The 18,317-nt window shown below is 40.9% G+C and carries 16 protein-coding genes; 11 read left to right on the top strand and 5 right to left on the bottom strand.

The window, feature by feature from the left end; genetic code table 11:
* The first annotated feature begins 37 nt into the window (after positions 1-37).
* From BV214_RS09350 to BV214_RS09305, 10 genes are all read left to right on the top strand, one after another.
* A complete protein-coding gene (locus tag BV214_RS09350) occupies positions 38-1,021 on the top strand; it encodes a stage II sporulation protein M (protein ID WP_086477235.1) in 984 nt (327 codons plus the stop codon).
* Positions 987-1,928 (top strand): Asp23/Gls24 family envelope stress response protein, encoded by a 942-nt coding sequence (locus tag BV214_RS09345; RefSeq protein ID WP_086477234.1) that lies wholly within the window; start codon positions 987-989, stop codon positions 1,926-1,928. Before BV214_RS09350 ends, BV214_RS09345 begins: the two co-directional genes overlap by 35 nt.
* Positions 1,925-2,653 (top strand): DUF4129 domain-containing protein, encoded by a 729-nt coding sequence (locus BV214_RS09340; RefSeq protein ID WP_140157744.1) that lies wholly within the window; start codon positions 1,925-1,927, stop codon positions 2,651-2,653. Before BV214_RS09345 ends, BV214_RS09340 begins: the two co-directional genes overlap by 4 nt.
* Positions 2,646-3,857, top strand: coding sequence for a DUF4350 domain-containing protein (locus BV214_RS09335; protein WP_086477232.1), 1,212 nt, complete (start codon positions 2,646-2,648; stop codon positions 3,855-3,857). The genes BV214_RS09340 and BV214_RS09335 overlap by 8 nt, the downstream gene beginning before the upstream one ends.
* 2 nt (positions 3,858-3,859) lie before the next feature.
* Positions 3,860-4,864, top strand: a complete 1,005-nt coding sequence (locus tag BV214_RS09330) for an AAA family ATPase (RefSeq protein ID WP_086477231.1) — start codon at positions 3,860-3,862, stop codon at positions 4,862-4,864.
* Positions 4,865-4,899: 35 nt separating this feature from the next.
* Complete coding sequence (locus BV214_RS09325) at positions 4,900-6,234, top strand: DUF58 domain-containing protein (RefSeq protein WP_086477230.1); 1,335 nt, start codon at positions 4,900-4,902, stop codon at positions 6,232-6,234.
* A 520-nt stretch (positions 6,235-6,754) separates the two neighbouring features.
* Entirely contained in the window at positions 6,755-8,500 is a 1,746-nt protein-coding gene (locus tag BV214_RS09320) for a tetratricopeptide repeat protein (RefSeq protein ID WP_086477229.1), read from the top strand.
* An 80-nt stretch (positions 8,501-8,580) separates the two neighbouring features.
* Positions 8,581-9,207 carry an SCO family protein gene (locus BV214_RS09315; protein WP_245806770.1) on the top strand — a complete coding sequence of 209 codons (627 nt, stop codon included), beginning with the start codon at positions 8,581-8,583 and terminating at the stop codon, positions 9,205-9,207.
* 194 nt (positions 9,208-9,401) lie between these two features.
* The gene (locus BV214_RS09310; protein WP_086477227.1) at positions 9,402-9,641 is read left to right on the top strand and encodes a hypothetical protein; all 240 of its coding nucleotides are present in this window, start codon (positions 9,402-9,404) and stop codon (positions 9,639-9,641) included.
* Between the two features lie 2 nt (positions 9,642-9,643).
* Positions 9,644-10,159: a DinB family protein gene (locus BV214_RS09305; protein WP_086477226.1), complete on the top strand. Its 516-nt coding sequence runs from the start codon at positions 9,644-9,646 to the stop codon at positions 10,157-10,159.
* 23 nt (positions 10,160-10,182) lie between these two features.
* Here the strand turns inward: BV214_RS09305 and BV214_RS09300 are convergent, their stop codons facing one another.
* Complete coding sequence (locus tag BV214_RS09300) at positions 10,183-11,124, bottom strand: NAD(P)H-dependent flavin oxidoreductase (protein ID WP_086477225.1); 942 nt, start codon at positions 11,122-11,124, stop codon at positions 10,183-10,185.
* A gap of 112 nt (positions 11,125-11,236) precedes the next feature.
* Complete coding sequence (gene mnmA / locus BV214_RS09295) at positions 11,237-12,427, bottom strand: tRNA 2-thiouridine(34) synthase MnmA (RefSeq protein WP_086477224.1); 1,191 nt, start codon at positions 12,425-12,427, stop codon at positions 11,237-11,239.
* 286 nt (positions 12,428-12,713) lie between these two features.
* Between mnmA and BV214_RS09290 the strand changes: the two genes are divergently transcribed.
* Positions 12,714-14,249 carry a fasciclin domain-containing protein gene (locus BV214_RS09290; protein ID WP_086477223.1) on the top strand — a complete coding sequence of 512 codons (1,536 nt, stop codon included), beginning with the start codon at positions 12,714-12,716 and terminating at the stop codon, positions 14,247-14,249.
* Between the two features lie 167 nt (positions 14,250-14,416).
* Here BV214_RS09290 and yidC read toward each other — a convergent pair whose 3' ends face one another.
* From yidC to BV214_RS09275, 3 genes are all read right to left on the bottom strand, one after another.
* A complete protein-coding gene (gene yidC / locus BV214_RS09285) occupies positions 14,417-16,273 on the bottom strand; it encodes a membrane protein insertase YidC (protein WP_086477222.1) in 1,857 nt (618 codons plus the stop codon).
* Positions 16,274-16,391: 118 nt separating this feature from the next.
* The gene (locus BV214_RS09280) at positions 16,392-18,014 is read right to left on the bottom strand and encodes a CTP synthase (protein ID WP_086477221.1); all 1,623 of its coding nucleotides are present in this window, start codon (positions 18,012-18,014) and stop codon (positions 16,392-16,394) included.
* Between the two features lie 60 nt (positions 18,015-18,074).
* On the bottom strand, positions 18,075-18,311 hold the full coding sequence (locus BV214_RS09275) for a DUF3820 family protein (protein WP_086477220.1): 237 nt from the start codon (positions 18,309-18,311) through the stop codon (positions 18,075-18,077).
* Positions 18,312-18,317 lie beyond the last annotated feature (6 nt).

Genomic DNA, 18,317 nt, shown 5'->3' with positions numbered 1-18,317 from the left:
TTAATGCTATTTTTATTTTTCCAACAACAATTCCACTATGCGTGAAGCTGCTTTCGTGAGGCAAAATAAGGAAAAATGGGTGGCATTTGAAAAGGCCATGAACTTAAATGCTCACATGAGTCCAGACCAACTGGCCAATGCCTATATTAAACTCACCAATGACCTTGCCTATGCACAGACCTATTATGCTGACAGCAAGACTTTACTGTATTTAAACTCCTTGGCTTCACAAGCCCACCAAAAACTATATAAGAACAAAAAAGAGCGTCGGAATAGGATCATAGATTTCTGGAAAACCGAATTCCCTTTATTTTTTAAACAATATCACCCTACCCTGCTCCTTGCTTTTTTACTATTTGCCGTCTCAGCAGCCATAGGGAGTATCTCTTCACTTTATGACGATTCTTTTGTACGCCTAATTTTGGGAGATGCCTATATAAACGAAACCCTTAATAATATAGCCATGGGAGACCCAACCGCTATTTATAAGGGAGGCAGTGAAATTGGGTCCTTTCTAGGGATTACCATCAATAATATACGCGTGGCATTTTTAGCTTTTGCTTTTGGGGTAATTACAAGTATTGGTACCGCCTATATTCTTTTTAGCAATGGCGTTATGCTAGGAGCTTTTATCACCTTTTTTTATACACAACAGGTCTTTTTTGAAGCTAATAAACAGATATGGCTACACGGCACCATAGAAATATCGGTAATTGTAGTGGCAGGTTGTGCCGGACTCATCATGGGAAATAGTATACTTTTTCCAAAAACATTCTCTAGGCGGGTTTCCTTTATGAAGGGCGCTAAAGACGGACTAAAGGTTGTGGTGAGTACCGTTCCCTTTTTTATCCTTGCCGGATTTATAGAAGGATTTATAACCCGCTACTCCAATATGTCGGTCTGGTTGGCGTTAACCATTATCGGAGCCTCATTTTCCCTTATTGTATACTATTATATTCTATACCCCATCTTACTAAACCGAAAAAATGAACGAAAAGGATCAGCAGTTTATCGAACTTAAAATAAACAGGGACTTTGGTGATATCATTTCCTTGTATTTTGATTTCCTAAAAAGGAACCTCAAAAACTTCACCAATATTTTCATCAGCTACAACGGCGTATTTCTTATTGGTCTGCTGGTAGTTAGCTACCTGATGGTATCTGGGGTGCTAGCCCTTATCGCCAATGAGCAAAACCCTCTGGGAGGCATGATTACCGCTTCGGAACCATGGACTTACTTTATTATTGGCGGTGTCCTGTTCTTTATTATTTTCCTTGTGGTCGCCATCCTCAATTATAGTCTAAGCACCTCCTATATGATTCATTACGAAGAACAAGAAGGGCAAAATATTAATAAGTCCTCCGTATGGGAAACCGTTAAGCGCAATATGGGAAATATTCTAGCCTTTATTTTAGTGATGATCTTAGCATTTTTTGGATATATGCTCATAGCCGTTATTTTGGCTATTATCCCACTTGTTGGAATGATTGCTCAATATGTGGTTCAATATTTTTTCATGGCCTGGGTAGGGGTCTCGTTTTTTGCCATGTTAAAAGAAAAAAGAGGGGTCATGGAAGCTCTTGGAGAAGGTTGGAATTTGGTTTCCAAAAACTTTTGGAGGGCAGTAGGCGTTAATTTTATCCTTGGGTTTCTAATTGGCTTATTGTTCTTATTGGTTTTAATGATCCCCGGAACCCTGGTAGGCATCTATACGTTTCACGTGGTGCAAAACGATGTAGATTTAACCACTTCCTTGGTCCCCACCATAGTTTACACCTTGGGTACCTGCTTGTTGTTGATCCTTATGGTATATTCGCAATGCTTATCACAATTTGTAAACGGAATTTTATATTACTCCCTGCACGAAAAAACATATAATCTTCACACTAGAAACAAGATAGACCAAATAGGAAGCCCAGACCTTTGAGAAAACGATTGTATTCCCTTTTCGCATTTTTTAGTTATTCCATGGGATTTTCCCAAGAGATTAAGGATAGCCTTGTCCTGACCGAAGATAACAGTACCCCCTTGGTGATTAGGAGCTTTAAGGAAGACCTTAGCAATAAGTATAACGGTAAGGAATTTAATTACGAACTTGCCGATGGAGAGTCACAAAATTTAGTATTGCGAACTATTACCTGGCTTTCAGATGGGCTACACGGTTTGTTTGGAATAGAAATTCCTGCCGACATTGCAAAAGTATTAGAGGTAGTGATCTACCTTCTTATGGGGCTACTGGCTATTTATCTATTGATAAAATTTTTAACGGGGCAGCAAGTTTCACACATTTTCAATAAAAAAGCCTCTTCTTTAGATCCTCTCAATCTATCCGAAGAACATATAGATCAAATTGATTTGGAGGCCTTGTTAGCAAATGCGATTAACCAAAAGAACTACCGATCTGCTATTCGGTATCAATATTTGATAGCCTTAAAAACCCTATCCAGCAATGATGTTATTGCTTGGGAGTACAAAAAAACCAATCAAGATTACGAGCAAGAAATCACTTCTCCCTCCCTTAAAATTCTCTTTAAGGAGATTTCCTATTTGTATGAATGCGTGTGGTACGGGGAGCAAGAAATTGATGAAGCTGCCTATAGGGCTGCACAACCAAAGTTTGATCTTATAAATAATCCAAGCAGCCATGGATAAACGGTCTAAAATCATTATCGGGTTATTTTTAACCGTGCTACTAGGCATAATTTTCACAGAAATTGTGCGTCCTAGGCCTATCAATTGGAAACCTTCCTACACCGCTGGAGATAAAATTCCTTTTGGGTGCTATGTGCTATATGAAGAATTGCCACAAATATTTCCGGCCCAAAACATAGTTAAGGTAGAGCAAAGCCTATACAACCCCCTATCCAAGCACCAATCCGATAAAAGATCCAATTACCTTTTAATCAATAATTATTTGGAACTAGACAAACAGGAGGTGAACCAATTGCTAAATTACGTGGATGCTGGTAATGATGCCTTTCTGGCCGCCACTAGTTTTGGTAACTTTCTAATGGACACTTTAAATTTAAGCATAGCGTCTTTACCTACCCTTAAGGAAGATAGTGTACAAATTAAGCTTACCCACCCCACATTCCCTAATAGGAACTATGCCATGACCCGTGGCCTCTACAATACCCATTTTACTTCCGTAGACACGGTAAAGACCACGGTCTTGGGACATATTACCTTCCCTGAACGGGTTGGATCACTGCCCATGGATTCCCTAAAAAACACCAAACGGCCCAACTATATCCGAGTATCCTTTGGACAAGGGAATTTTTATTTGAATACCACACCCCAAGCTTTTACCAACTATTATATGCTTGGTGGCAACCAGGAGTATGTTGGGAATGCGCTTTCGTATTTAAACCAAGCTCCGGTTTACTGGGACAATTACAAAAAAGCTGGGAGGGTTATTATAGATTCTCCCATGCGCTTTGTCCTTAACCAACCCGCTCTAAAATGGGCCTATTATTTAGGGGTAACCGGAATTTTAATTTTTGTATTGTTTAAAGGCAAAAGGGAACAACGCATCATCCCGGTAATACCTCCCTTGGAAAACTCTTCCATAGATTTTGCCAAGACCGTTGGGGGTATTTACCATGACCATCGGGATTACAGCGATCTAATTTCCAAAAAAATAAATTACTTTTTAGAGTTTCTAAGGAGTAGTTACTATATAAACACCCACACTATAAATGATAAAACGGTGAGTGAGCTATCGTCCAGATCAGGAAAATCCTTTGAAGAAACCAAGGCGATGATCGATTTACTAATCCTATTGAAAACCAACAAACAACACAACGAACAAGACCTCATCAACCTGAATAAAAAAATAGAACAATTTAAAAAATAAGCATGGAAGAAATATCAAAGGAAAACGCCCAAAATCCATTGGAGTTTAGGAACCGAATAGACCTTAGTGAATTACAGGCCTCCGTGACACAGATAAAGTCCGAACTAGGGAAAGTGATCATTGGACAACAGGATATGATTCAACTTCTAATTATCTCCATTTTGGCCAATGGACATTCTCTCATTGAAGGGGTTCCCGGAGTGGCAAAAACCGTGACCGCTAAACTCTTAGCTAGGACTATGAGCGTAGATTTTAATAGAATTCAGTTTACGCCAGACCTAATGCCCAGTGATATTTTAGGGACGGCCATTTTTAATGTAAAGACTTCGGAATTTGAATTTAAGAAAGGGCCGTTATTTTCCAATATTATTTTAATCGATGAGATAAATAGAGCTCCGGCCAAAACGCAGGCCGCCCTATTTGAGGCAATGGCAGAAAGACAGATTACCATGGATGGGACGGAACACAAAATGCAAGCCCCATTTTTGGTATTTGCCACCCAAAACCCCATTGAGCAGGAAGGTACCTATAGACTGCCCGAGGCACAATTAGACCGCTTCCTTTTTAAAATTAAGGTAAACTACCCCTCTCTAGAGGAAGAGATCATGATTTTGGAAAGCAAGCACCAACAAAAAAATAAAGCAGTGGAAGAAGAAATAGCCCCAGTGCTCAGCGCAGACCAGATTAGCGCTTACCAAGATACCATCAAGGAAATCATTATAGAGCAGAATTTGATGAAGTATATAGCTGGAATTGTAAACAACACCCGGATAAATGCCAATCTCTACCTTGGGGCCTCACCAAGGGCCTCCATTGCCATTATGGACGCTTCCAAAGCCATGGCCGCAATAAACGGGCGCGATTTTGTTACTCCGGACGATATTAAAAAAGTGGCCATCGCCGTTTTGGGACATCGTATTATATTAACACCAGAACGTGAAATGGAGGGATTGACACCAGACAAGGTGATTACACAAATTATTGAAACTATGGAAATCCCCAGGTAGGTCAAAGAAGTTTTATTCCTTAATAAATCAGCATTTTGAAGCAATTTTTTAAAAACACCTATCTAGAGAAACGATTTTTTATCGTACTCACCGGACTGGTGCTAGGGTTTATTCTCTCCCACCCATTTCCCCACCTCCTAGGGGTGATTAAATGGCTATTCTATATATTTATCTTGCTTGTTTTAACGGATTTATTGCTGTTATTTGCTTCCAAAGGAAAAGTTATAGGAGCGCGTACTGTGCCCGAAAAGTTATCTAACGGAGATGCAAATGACATAGAGGTCCGTATCTCTAACACCTATTTATTCCGTGTAACCATTAAGGTGTTGGACGAGGTACCCCATCAATTCCAAAAGCGGGATTTTAAAATTTTAGCCACCTTAAACAAGGGAAATTCCAAGCGCTTCACCTATCAACTACGCCCCACCCAACGGGGGGTCTATGTCTTTGGGAATCTAAATATTTTTGCCCGCTCCCCTATTGGATTGGTTGCCAAAAGATATACATTTGGCTATCAACAGGAGGTTCCCGTTTACCCTTCCTTCTTACAGCTCCGCAAATACAATCTTATGGCCTTTACCAACCGATTGCATGAATATGGCCTTAAAAAAATACGCAGAATTGGGCATACCATGGAGTTTGAACAGATAAAGGACTATGTGTTAGGCGACGACGTACGTGATATTAATTGGAAAGCCACGGCCAAAAGAGGGCAATTGATGGTTAATCAATATCAAGACGAACGCTCACAGCCAATCTACGCCATCATAGATAAGGGACGTGTAATGAAAATGCCCTTTAATGGTCTTAGTTTATTGGATTACGCTGTGAACTCCACCTTGGTAATTTCCAATATCGCTCTAAAAAAACAGGATAAGGCGGGGATGTTTACCTTCAGCAACAAGATAGAAAACAGGGTGGTGGCAGAAAGGCGAAGCGCTCAGATGAACCTCATCTTAGAAACCCTATATAATGTTAAGACCAATTTTGTTGAAAGCGATTTTAGCATGTTATACGCCGATATCAAAAGAAATATACCGCATAGGAGCCTACTGTTGTTGTACACCAATTTTGAAACTTTGGATGCCCTAGAAAGACAACTCCCCTATTTACAGGCTATTGCCAAACAGCACTTATTGGTTGTTATTTTCTTTGAGAACACAGAACTAAATCATTTTTCAGAAAAAAAGGCAACCACCACCCTACAAATATTTGAGAAGACCATCGCAGAGAAGTTTATATACGAAAAGAAACTCATTGTAACCGAATTGCAAAAGCATGGTATACAGACTATCCTTAGCAAACCCGAAAACCTAACCGTAAACACCATCAACAAGTACTTGGAAATAAAAGCTAGGGGACTGTTGTAATTACATAGCCCCAACCAATCCTACCAATTACCGTATACCGGCTATTGAATAGGGAGGTTTACATTAATATTACCCGCCAGACTCCTATATCCCAACCCTAACAATTTTTAATAATTTCCATAACACTTCCGTCATAACTAAAAATTAATTAACTTTAGAGGTAGTGGCTCTAGGTTTTACTGATTCCACTTTGTAATATTTCCCCGAAAGCAAGGAATTTTATCCCCCACAAATTTCTTTTGAACAGCCATTGCTGGTTTATGCGCGTCTATATTGGCATAGGTTAATTTAAAAAATCGCCCCTCAAGACGCATTGTACAGTTAACGCCCCTTCTCATTACCAAATGCTTTAGCCCTATACGGCGCTACAAGTGCGGAAGCCCTTGTGATATAACTATGGATGATATCGTAGCGACCAGGTATTATAGTAAGAATGACCTGAGTTATGCCAAGTAATTGCTTAAAAACCTTCATCATTTCCATTTTGATTATGGTTCATTAATTACAAAAACGCAGTCCGATGAAAACAAAGTCAGCCCAAGTATTAATTACCATTATTCTCTGTTTTGTCCTTCTTATTTTAATTGCCGTGCCAACGGAAAAAAACCAAGAGGGGACCATCATTGCCAAGCCTCAGCAGGCTTCCCTGTATTCCATGAAATGTACAGTAGCCAAGTTTATGTTGAATAATGTGGATACTACCCAGCAGATATCCCCTTTGTTTGAGAATATGGGGAACCATCATTTTAAGATAAGTACCAAGAATGAAAGGGCACAGTCTTTTTTTGATCAAGGATTAAAACTCGCCTACGCTTTTAATCATGCAGAGGCGCACAGATCGTTTATGGAAGCTAGTAGACTAGATCCCCAATCGGCCATCACTTATTGGGGACAGGCTTATGTGCTGGGGCCCAACATAAACGATCCTCTCCCCGATGACGAACGCAAAACCAAAGCATACGAAGCCCTGATGAAAGCTAAAAAGTTAGCTGCAGATGCCTCCCCAAAGGAACAGGCACTGATAACGGCATTGACCCATCGGTATAGCGAGGATTTGTCTGCAGACATAGTACAGCTTAATGAGGCCTACATGGGGGCAATGGCAGCAGTAGCAGCGAAATTCCCTGAGGATGCAGACCTACAGACGTTGTATGCGGAAGCAGTGATGAATACCACCCCTTGGAACTATTGGGATAAGGAAGGGAATCCGGCTAAGAACACCCCCAAAGGAAAGACTGCCTTGGAACGTGCCTTAGCGATTAACCCCAACCATCCCGGTGCGCACCATTACTACATTCATATGGTAGAGCTCCCCTATCCAGACATAGCCGTTACCAGCGCAGACAAACTGGGATCTTTAATACCGGCAGCGGGCCATCTAGTACACATGCCTTCCCATATCTATATACGTGTGGGCAGGTATAAAGACGCGGTAGAATCCAATAAAGCTGCAATTTTAGCAGATGAGGATTATATTTCACAGTGTTATGCACAGGGCATGTATCCTTTGGGGTATTATCCACACAACCTTCATTTTTTATGGTCGGCCTCCAGTCTTTTGGGGGATAGCCATACCGCCATTGAGGCCGCCAAAAAAACAGCTGAAAAGGTCCCTATTGGGGAATTGGAAAATCTGCCCTTTTTACAAGATTTTGCCGCTACCCCTCTTTTAGCCTATTCCCGATTTGGAAAATGGAATGAAATCTTAACTACCCCCTATCCTGGGGATCAATACCTACACCTAAAGCTTATATGGCATTATGCAAGGGGCATTGCTTTTATCCGAAAAAACAATCTGATAGAAGCTAGGGAAGAATTGGATGCTTTAAAAGCGATGCAAGAAAATCCCGCCCTCGAAAGCGTAATTGCCAATTATACCAATCCGTCCTCTAACATCGTGAAAGTAGCCTACCAAGTGGTGGCCGGGGAGCTTGCCGCCGCAGAAGGCGATCTTGAGAAAGCTGTGGAACACCTCAATAAGGCCGTTAGCTTTGAAGACCAATTGATTTATAGCGAACCGGCAGCATGGCACATCCCGGTACGACAAACCTTGGGGGCAGTACTCTTAAAAGCGGGCAAATACGGGGAGGCAGAAATGCGCTTTAAGGAAGATTTGGAAGTACTGAGACAAAACGGTTGGTCATTAATGGGACTCCACCAAAGCCTAGAGGCACAAAATAAAACGAAAGAAGCCCAGGAAATTAAAGAAGAGTTTGACACCGCCTGGAAATACGCCGATTTGGCTATTAATGGGCCCGTTCTGTAAATAGCTAACGGAAACACCCAATAATCTATAGCCTTACCAATAAATAGCCTATGGGACAGCTAAAATACATTAGTGTTGTAATGATCTTAGTATTCATCATTATCCTGGTTTCTATTAATAGATTTGGTGCTAGGGAACAAAAAACTCTACCCGTCTACCAGCCTAAGGATTTTAATCCAGCATTGGTAGATCCCATCAAACAAGGACAAGGGGCAAACCATACGATCACCAGTTTTAGCCTAATTAACCAGGAGGGGAAGGTAGTCACCGAACAGGACTATCGAAACAAAATTTATGTTGCCGATTTCTTTTTTACCCGTTGTCCCAGCATTTGCCCCATAATGGCCAATAATATGAATAAACTACAAAATGAGTTCTTGGACGACCCGGAGATAAAACTACTTTCACTTTCCGTGACCCCAGACTTAGATAGTGTCCCGGTATTGCGCCAATATGCCGACAAAAATGGGGTAATCCCCTCCAAATGGAATATTACTACCGGTGATAAAAAACACATTTACGATTTGGCTAGAAGAAGCTTTTTTGCCGCCGTTGATGAAGGGGACGGCGGATTACAAGATTTTATCCATACACCCAACTTTGTTCTTGTAGATAAGCTTAAACAGATTAGAGGCATCTACAACGGCACTCTAGACGACGAGCTAAATAGATTGATAGGAGATATTTACCTCCTTAAGAAGGAATAAATAAACAACTACATTGGCAGGTACTAAAAGTATTTTATTGGCTTCTATTCTTCCAAGGGGCATATAGGATTGCCAAAATAATCGCTAGTTTATCTTCTGGAAAGGAATAAAGACCTCATTTATATTAAGGGCCCATATAAGTTTACTGTTCCCTAATTTTTATTAACTTTAGATTTACACTAAAACCCTGAGCTATGGTTAACGAGTATACAAAAATATTTTCTGGAAATTTTCTGGTTTCGGGACGAATTAAGGAAGCACTTATAGAAATTGGTATAACCCCCATAGTAAAGGATGAATCCGAATCTGGGCGATTGGCAGGATTTCCTTCCTCTATGCAGGGAATTCAAGATATCTATGTGCAAAATATGGAAGTAGACAAGGCCAAAATCGTAGTAGATCAGATTACTTCAACGATTGATTCTGAACAATAACCATGGCAACATCAACTACTTTAACTGAACCAGAGTTTTGGCTTAGAGGTCCTATTGAGGGTATTTCCCCCTTTTTACAACCTGCAGCCCATGCCTTACTACAATCAAACATGGAATTAGTGCACTATACCGCCAATTTCCCCAATCATCTTCTTTGGGAACGGCCATCGGGATGTGCTTCGGTGGGCTTTCACATTCAGCATTTAACGGGAGTTCTAGACCGCATCATGACGTATGCCCGGGGCAAGTCGCTCACCGAACAGCAGTTTCAATTTCTAAAACAGGAAGGGGAATCCAACCCAGACCTAACTGTTTCAATATTGGTTAAGAACTTCCATGACAAGGTAGAGGAAGCAATTGATTTGTTTAAAAGCTTACCAGAATCTGAACTTACCCAAGCCCGTGAGGTAGGTAGAAAGAAGTTACCCTCCACGGTGCTTGGACTTTTAACCCACGCAGCGGAACACAGTCAGCGTCACATTGGGCAGATGCTTGTGACCATTCGGGTATTGGAGTAAAGTTTCTGGGAACTTATGGTTTTTTATAAGGTAGCCACTTCTTTTTGCGCTAGTTTAAACTCCGCCATCATATCCTCAACAATAGTTGCAGCCGGACGTATATCGTGGATAAGGGCAGCTACTTGGCCAATTTCCAATTCACCTTCTTCCAGATCCCCTTCAAACATGCCACGTTTTGCTCGGGCGCGTCCCAATAGCGTCTTTAATTCCGCTACGGTGGCACCCCTTGCATAGGCATCCTGAATATCCTGAAAAAACTTATTCTTCATCATTCTAACTGGGGCAAGTTCCTTTAGAGTCAATTTAGTAGCCCCTTCCCCGGCTTCCACCACTTTTTGTTTAAACGCAGGGTGCGAAGACGCTTCATTACTTGCTACAAACCTACTCCCTACCTGTACCCCATCGGCTCCTAAAATCATGGCAGCCAACATAGCTCTCCCTGTGGCAATTCCGCCAGCCGCGATAAGTGGAATATGAGTTTTTTCTTTCACAGAAGGTATTAGGGTTAAGGTAGTGGTTTCATCCCTTCCATTATGTCCGCCTGCTTCAAAGCCTTCCGCCACAATAGCATCTACCCCCGCTTCCTCTGCTTTTAGTGCAAATTTGACACTACTCACCACATGCACCACGGTAATCCCTTTTTCCTTTAAAAAGGAGGTCCAGGTTTTAGGATTTCCTGCAGAAGTGAAAACGATTTGAACTCCTAATTCCACAATCGTTTCCATATGCTTATCGATATCCGGGTACAGCATTGGGATGTTTACCCCAAAGGGCTTGTCCGTAGCCTTCTTGCATTTTATGATATGCTCCCTTAGCACCTCCGGGTACATGGATCCGGCACCTATGATTCCCAAACCACCAGCGTTAGAAACTGCTGAAGCCAACCGCCAACCACTTGCCCAGACCATTCCAGCCTGAATTATGGGGTATGTAATATTAAAAAGTGAGGTAATTCTGTTCTGCATGGATTGTCCTACTTTTAGAAGGAAAATAGTACCGATTTTAATTTATAAAATAAGATCTTATTAAAGGATAACCACTATTCTCCCCCTCTTTGTAGGAAGAACTTATGGTTCATTAAGATATTACCCCCGAACCTACTAATTCTTCTCCAATATACCAAGCCACAAACTGGCCCTCTGTCATAGCGGATTGTTTTTCCTCGAAATCTACATACATACCCGCATCAACTCGGTACAAGGTTGCTTTTTGCAAGGGTTGGCGGTAGCGTATTCTTGCCATTACTTCCATGGTTTGATCTACCTCCAATGCCATATCGGAGCGCACCCAATGCAATTCATCTAAATTTACAAAGAGGGTCTTTCTATATAAGCCAGGATGACTTTTCCCCTGTCCGGTATAGATCACGTTTTCCTCCACATCGGTCTCCAAAACAAACAAGGGCTCCTTGGTCCCTCCTACATTCAGTCCCTTTCGCTGTCCCTTGGTAAAATAGTGAGCCCCTTGATGCTCCCCAACCACCTTACCATCGGTAATTTGATAGACCGGTTTTTGGGAATGGAAAGAAAGCTCCTCCAATTTAGAATCAAATTCTGGGATTTCGCTATGAAGTTGTGGCAATGCGGAAGGCACCTCTACAATTACTCCTTTTTTGGGACTTAACTTTTGCTGTAGAAATTCTGGCAACCGTACTTTTCCAATAAAACAAAGGCCTTGCGAATCTTTTTTATCGGCAGTAATCAATTCATTCTCCGACGCAATTTGCCTTACCTCGGATTTTAATAACTCCCCAATAGGAAATAAGGTCTTTGATAGTTGTTCTTGGGATAATTGACACAGAAAATAAGATTGATCCTTGTTGGCATCAACCCCCGCCAATAACTGATAGGTTTCCGTACCGTCTGGATTGGTAAGGGTTCCCTTTCTACAGTAATGCCCAGTTGCCACATAGTCTGCTCCTAATTTCATAGCAATCTTCATAAAGACATCAAACTTTATCTCTCTATTGCAGAGTACGTCGGGATTTGGGGTTCTACCCATTTTATATTCGTGGAACATATAGTCCACAATACGCTCCTTGTACTCAGCACTTAAATCTACCGTCTGGAAAGGAATTCCGAGTTTTTCGGCCACTATAAGGGCATCGTTACTATCCTCTAACCAAGGACATTCATTGGATATAGTCACTGAATCATCGTGCCAGTTTTTCATAAAAAGACCAATCACCTCATACCCTTGCTCTTTTAAGAGATATGCGGTTACACTGGAATCTACCCCACCTGAAAGTCCTACAACTACCTTTTTCATTACATCGAATTATAGTGCAAAAATACAAAATTGGAAATTGGGTGGCCCAGAATATTTTTTTAATGATTTCCCAAAACCGTATTGCTAAAACAGCTGTTAAAACTCCTTTTTAATTATGATTTTGCAATTTAAAGCATAGAAAAACTCCTGAATATGTTAAACTTTTATATAAAAAGTATAAACAAAATAAAAGCATAGTGCTAAATTCATTGTTTTTTTTAGTTTTGTTTAAACTTATTGTTCAAACATTAAACAGTTTTGCTTTTAACATTTTAAACATACTATTATGAAAACACTTATTAATTTTCAAAAATTGGCTTTCCTGATGCTATTATCTTTATTTATTTTATCCTGCAACGATGACGATGATGACAATATGAAAGAAGAAATCCCCAGTAAAAACATTGTTGAAACTGCACTAAGTGCGGATGCTCTAAGCAATTTGGTTGCCGCGTTGCAGACCGCAGATGAAAGTGCTGATAATAATCTAGTGGCTACTTTAAGTGGCGATGGGTCTTTTACAGTCTTTGCCCCAACCAATACCGCATTTGCGGATTTGTTTGCAAGTTTGGACAATTACGATTCCCTAGAGGATTTTGACACGGACGAAAAGAAGAACCTGCTTGCCGCCATCTTAACGTACCACGTTATTTCGGGAGTTAGCGCTAAATCTACAGACTTAGTTAATGGTCAGGAGCTAACAACGGTACAGGGTGAATCACTCACTGTTAATTTAGACAGTGGAGTTTCCCTAATGGATGCTACTAACACAGAAGCAAATGTTACCTCAGCCAACGTTATGGCTAGTAACGGTATCGTTCATATCATAGACAAAGTACTACTACCACAGGCTGTATTAGACGAACTTAACAAAAGCAACTCACTGGTAGATATTGTTGTTGCCACAGAAGGCTTATCAGTCTTAAAAGATGCTGTAATTAAGGTAGATTTACAAGCAACATTAGGCGCAGAAGGTCCTTTTACCGTATTAGCACCAACTAATGATGCTTTCGCAGCTCTTTTGGATGCCCTAGGAGATAACTACAATAGCCTGGACGATTTTGATACAGAGGAAGAGCTTATGTTATTGAAAAACATTCTTTTATACCATGTCATTCCCGCAAAAGTGTTAGCAGCGGATTTAGCCGCTGGAATGGTAGCTACGGCCTACCCAGATAATAACATAGAAATTATCGCCTCTGGAGATGCCTTCGTAATTGGTGATGCCTCAGATACGAACGCTACTATCGGTACAACCGATATTATGGCATCCAACGGGGTAGCCCATACAATAGATAAGGTACTTTTGCCACAAGCAGCGATAGATTTTGTTACCTCCCTTACGGCCAAGAACATTGTTGAGCTGGCTGTAGCTACAGACGATCTAAGTCTTTTGGTTGGCGCCTTGCAACAGGCAGACGCCGGATTAGTAGCTATATTGCAAGGAGATGGTCCCTTCACGGTATTTGCTCCTTCCAACGATGCCTTTGTTGCCCTATTGGCAGCGCTTGGGGACAACTATAACAGTTTGGCCGACTTTGATACGCAGGCAGAAAAGGATTTATTAAGAGACATCCTATTATTCCATGTAATTCCTAGTGAAATAATGGCTTCCGATTTAACAGCGGGAATGGTTGCTACCGCCTATGCAGAAAATAGTATTGAAGTAATTGCCTCTGGAGAAACTTTTGTAATCGGAGATGCCTCGGAGAGCAATACCAATATAACTGCTGTGGATATTAAAGCTTCTAACGGCGTAGTACACTTAATTGATAAGGTATTACTACCTCAAGCTGCAGTAGATTTTGCGGCTAGCTTATAATAGCTGTGATAATGCATAGGGAGTACCAAACGATTATGTTAACGCCTATAGTCCATAACGCCTCCATGAGATAGCTACTTTAAGTCACAAAGCTCAACAAACAAAAAGCTCCCAAGGCTCGATTTTATATCGAATCTTGGGAGCTTATTCTTATAAGGGTGAAATTGTTACTTCTTCCCTAATTTCTTCTGTTCCTCGGCCTGCTCCATCATTTCCCTCATTTTTCGTTGGAACTTGCTTTCCTTTTTTGGTTTCTTTTTGTTCTCTTGAATCTGGGCATGGATCTTATCCTCATCCAAAATAAACTTCCTAATTACTAACATGATCAAAATGGTAATTAAGTTGGAAACAAAGTAGTACAAACTCAGTCCACTAGCATAGTTGTTAAAGAAGAACAACATCATTAAGGGCGACAGATAAAGAATGAACTTCATATTTGGCATTCCCGGCTGGGTCTGCATGTTCTGACCAGTAGTCATCATCATATAAAAGAAGATCGCAAGGGAGGCCAAAATTGGGAACAAACTTACGTGATCCCCGTAAAACGGTATAGTGAATGGCAATTGAGCTATGGCATCATAGGACGAAAGATCTTCTGCCCACAAGAAAGACTTTTGCCTCATGGCAAAGGAAGTAGGGAAGAACATAAACAGTGCGTAAAATATAGGCATCTGCAACAATGCAGGCACACAACCACTCATAGGACTCACCCCTGCTTTACTGTAAAGCTTCATGGTTTCTTGCTGCTTCTTCATAGGATTGTCCTTGTGCTTCTCATTAAGCTCGGTAATTTCTGGCTTTAACACCTTCATCTTAGCCTGGGACAAATAAGACTTATAGGTTACTGGTGACATGGCCAATCTCACAAGAATGGTCATAACCACAATCGCAATTCCATAAGGTAAAAACGAACTTAAGAAAGTATATATGGGGGTAAACATATATCGGTTAATCCATCCAAAGATTCCCCATCCAAAGGGAATAGAATCTTCAAGGCCCAACTCCTTGTACTGTGCCAAAACCTTTACATCTGTAGGTCCGTAATACCAATTTAAATTATAGGCTAGCTCCCCAGCTTCTAATTTTAAGGGTATTTCTGCTGCAAATTCCTTGGTAAAACCTTGGCTAGGACTTTCTTCCTCCACTAAATTAACCGACTGCAATTTAGCCGATTCAAAATTGTTGGGATTAGCCAAAATGGAACTAAAGAAATGTTGTCTGTACGACAACCACTTCACATCATTTTCTAATTCTTCGTCCGTACTTCCTTCGGAGAGTTTACTTATTTTACCTTTACTATGGTTGTAGGTAAGTCTGGTATACCTATTCTCGTACTGTACACTTTTAGAGTGTCGTATTCCCTTTAATCTCCAATCTAAATTAATGGGATTATTACTGTTTATTATCCCGTTAAGCCCTTGTGAACGCACTTGGAATCCGACTAAATACTCTTCTGGTTTCATCTCATACCTATACTCCAAGTACTTATCTGCAGATACCTTGGCCTTCATGGACAATACCTGTAAATCTCCGGAAGTAGATAAGGATGGTTCAAAATAGAGGTCTTTAGAATTTAGCACCCTATTATCTGAGGTAGAAAAGGAAAGTCCAAAACTAGAATTATTATCCTTTATCAGATAAACAGGAATAGAATCGTAAGTAACAAATTCCTTCATTCTTGCCTCTACGATCTGTCCACCTCTATTGCTTATTTCCAAATAAAGCAAGTCGTTTTCCAAAACGGTAGTTCCCTCGTTGGGGGTGGTATATCCAAACGCACCCATGGCATTTTTATAATTGGCAACAGCAATTGAATCGTTGGCATTTACCGGAATTGCCTCTACAGGTACCGTATTATTAGCCTCGGCCGGTACCGTTTTGGCAGCCTCTATTTGTTCTTGTTTGGCTTTTTGCGCTTCCAACTCTTCTGGGGTAGGTTGGTTTTGCCAAAACATAAAAACAAGGATTCCAAATATCAGCACAAAGCCGATAATGGTGTTTAAATCCAATTTATTCTCTTCCATCTAACGTATTATTTTACTTGATCTTTTGCCCAATCCGAACACCTGTGTCGAATTAGCGCGAGGTTTTTAGTTTGTAATAAAAGTCCAATTCCGAATTGCTAGTTTACTGGACGGCTGCTTATGCTTGCTCTTCCTGATGTTTTAGTGCTGCCTTGATGAAGGCCACAAACAAAGGATGCGGATTTGCCACTGTACTTTTGTACTCGGGATGGTATTGTACACCAACAAACCATGGATGGGAGGGTGCCTCTACAATTTCTACCAATCCGGTTTCCTTATTAATACCGCTGGCTACTAATCCTGCCGACTCTAACTCCTCCTTGTACTGGTTATTAAACTCGTAGCGGTGTCTATGGCGTTCGGAAATAACCTTAGCCCCCCCGTAAATATTTTGTGCCAAGCTTCCATCCACAAGTTCACAATCCCAAGATCCCAATCGCATGGTTCCTCCCTTGTTCTCTATGTTCTTCTGCTCTTCCATAATACTGATTACTGGATCTGGGGTATTGACATCCATCTCAGTAGAATTGGCTTGTTCCAATTTAAGAACGTTTCTAGCGTATTCTATCACCGCCATTTGCATTCCTAGGCAAATGCCCAAAAATGGAATCTTGTTTTCACGTGCAAATTGGACGGCCTTTATTTTACCTTCTATACCGCGTTCACCAAAACCAGGTGCCACCAAAATAGCATCCAATCCGGTTAACTTTTTCTCTAATGCCTTCCCTTTTAAATGCTCGGAATGGATAGACTTCACTTTTACCTTCACATGGTTCACAGAACCCGCATGAGTAAAGGATTCTAGGATGGACTTATAAGAGTCCTGTAATTCTACATACTTACCAACCAAGCCTACAGTAACCTCGTTCTTTGGATTTTTATGCCATTCCAAGAATTGGTTCCAATGGGTAAGATCGGGAACTACATCATCCGTTAGGTTTAACTTCTTAAGGGTAACCGTATCCAAGCCTTCTTCCTGCATTAAAATGGGCACATCGTAGATGGTAGAGGCGTCTATGGATTGTATTACCGCTTCTGGTTTTACATTACAGAACAACGCCAATTTCTCCTTGATATCGTCGGAGATCTCGTGCTCTGTTCTACACACCAAAATATCGGCCTTGATCCCACTTTCCATTAAAGTCTTAACAGAGTGCTGGGTAGGCTTCGTCTTTAACTCGCCAGCCGCAGATAAATATGGTACTAAGGTTAGATGGATCACAATGGCGTTATTATCCCCCAATTCCCATAGCAACTGACGTACAGATTCTATATAGGGTAAGGATTCTATATCCCCTACAGTACCCCCTATTTCGGTAATCACGATATCGTAATCGCCGTTTTTACCTAATAGTTGGATTCTTTCTTTAATTTCATTGGTAATATGCGGCACCACCTGAACGGTTTTACCAAGGAATTCACCTCTTCTTTCTTTCTCTATCACACTTTGATAGATTCTTCCTGTGGTAACGTTGTTTGCTTGTGAAGTACGTACATTAAGGAATCTTTCATAATGCCCCAGATCCAAATCGGTTTCTGCACCATCATCGGTCACATAACACTCCCCATGCTCATAGGGGTTTAAGGTACCAGGGTCTACATTAATATATGGATCTAGTTTTTGGATCGTTGTTCTATAACCTCTTGCCTGCAATAATTTGGCAAGAGAGGCCGCTATAATCCCTTTCCCTAGGGATGAAGTAACCCCACCGGTTACAAAAATATATTTCGTTTGTGACATGAAGCGTTAGGTTGAATTCTTAACGCGAGCAAAAATACGAATTGCAATCACAATTTATAGTTAATACCGTGGAAAATCTTTTTGAATTTTGCGAATTAACCCTTCCAATCCGTTTATTTTAATTTCCAGCATGGATTTTAGCAGATCTCCTAACTTTCCCCCGGGAAAACCACTTTGTTGAAACCATACCAAATAGGGTTCTGGCAGGTCTACTAGATACCTTCCTTTAAATTTCCCAAAAGGCATGCGGTAATGCGCCAATTCTATTAAATGTTTTTTATCTGGAACTAGATTCATAACTGG

Source organism: Arenibacter amylolyticus (genome assembly GCF_002150785.1).
Taxonomy (GTDB): Bacteria; Bacteroidota; Bacteroidia; order Flavobacteriales; family Flavobacteriaceae; genus Arenibacter; species Arenibacter amylolyticus.
Note: the sequence above shows the minus strand (reverse complement) of the source record. Positions and strands in the feature narration are given on the sequence as shown.

What these genes read in the sequence shown, in the direction of transcription:
- BV214_RS09350 (WP_086477235.1), top strand. Translation starts at nt 38, where the DNA reads ATGCGTGAAGCTGCTTTCGTGAGGCAAAATAAGGAAAAATGGGTGGCA.
- BV214_RS09345 (WP_086477234.1), top strand. Translation starts at nt 987, where the DNA reads ATGAACGAAAAGGATCAGCAGTTTATCGAACTTAAAATAAACAGGGAC.
- BV214_RS09335 (WP_086477232.1), top strand. Translation starts at nt 2,646, where the DNA reads ATGGATAAACGGTCTAAAATCATTATCGGGTTATTTTTAACCGTGCTA.
- BV214_RS09330 (WP_086477231.1), top strand. Translation starts at nt 3,860, where the DNA reads ATGGAAGAAATATCAAAGGAAAACGCCCAAAATCCATTGGAGTTTAGG.
- BV214_RS09320 (WP_086477229.1), top strand. Translation starts at nt 6,755, where the DNA reads ATGAAAACAAAGTCAGCCCAAGTATTAATTACCATTATTCTCTGTTTT.
- BV214_RS09315 (WP_245806770.1), top strand. Translation starts at nt 8,581, where the DNA reads ATGATCTTAGTATTCATCATTATCCTGGTTTCTATTAATAGATTTGGT.
- BV214_RS09310 (WP_086477227.1), top strand. Translation starts at nt 9,402, where the DNA reads ATGGTTAACGAGTATACAAAAATATTTTCTGGAAATTTTCTGGTTTCG.
- BV214_RS09305 (WP_086477226.1), top strand. Translation starts at nt 9,644, where the DNA reads ATGGCAACATCAACTACTTTAACTGAACCAGAGTTTTGGCTTAGAGGT.
- BV214_RS09300 (WP_086477225.1), bottom strand. Translation starts at nt 11,124, where the DNA reads ATGCAGAACAGAATTACCTCACTTTTTAATATTACATACCCCATAATT.
- mnmA (WP_086477224.1), bottom strand. Translation starts at nt 12,427, where the DNA reads ATGAAAAAGGTAGTTGTAGGACTTTCAGGTGGGGTAGATTCCAGTGTA.
- BV214_RS09290 (WP_086477223.1), top strand. Translation starts at nt 12,714, where the DNA reads ATGAAAACACTTATTAATTTTCAAAAATTGGCTTTCCTGATGCTATTA.
- yidC (WP_086477222.1), bottom strand. Translation starts at nt 16,273, where the DNA reads ATGGAAGAGAATAAATTGGATTTAAACACCATTATCGGCTTTGTGCTG.
- BV214_RS09280 (WP_086477221.1), bottom strand. Translation starts at nt 18,014, where the DNA reads ATGTCACAAACGAAATATATTTTTGTAACCGGTGGGGTTACTTCATCC.
- BV214_RS09275 (WP_086477220.1), bottom strand. Translation starts at nt 18,311, where the DNA reads ATGAATCTAGTTCCAGATAAAAAACATTTAATAGAATTGGCGCATTAC.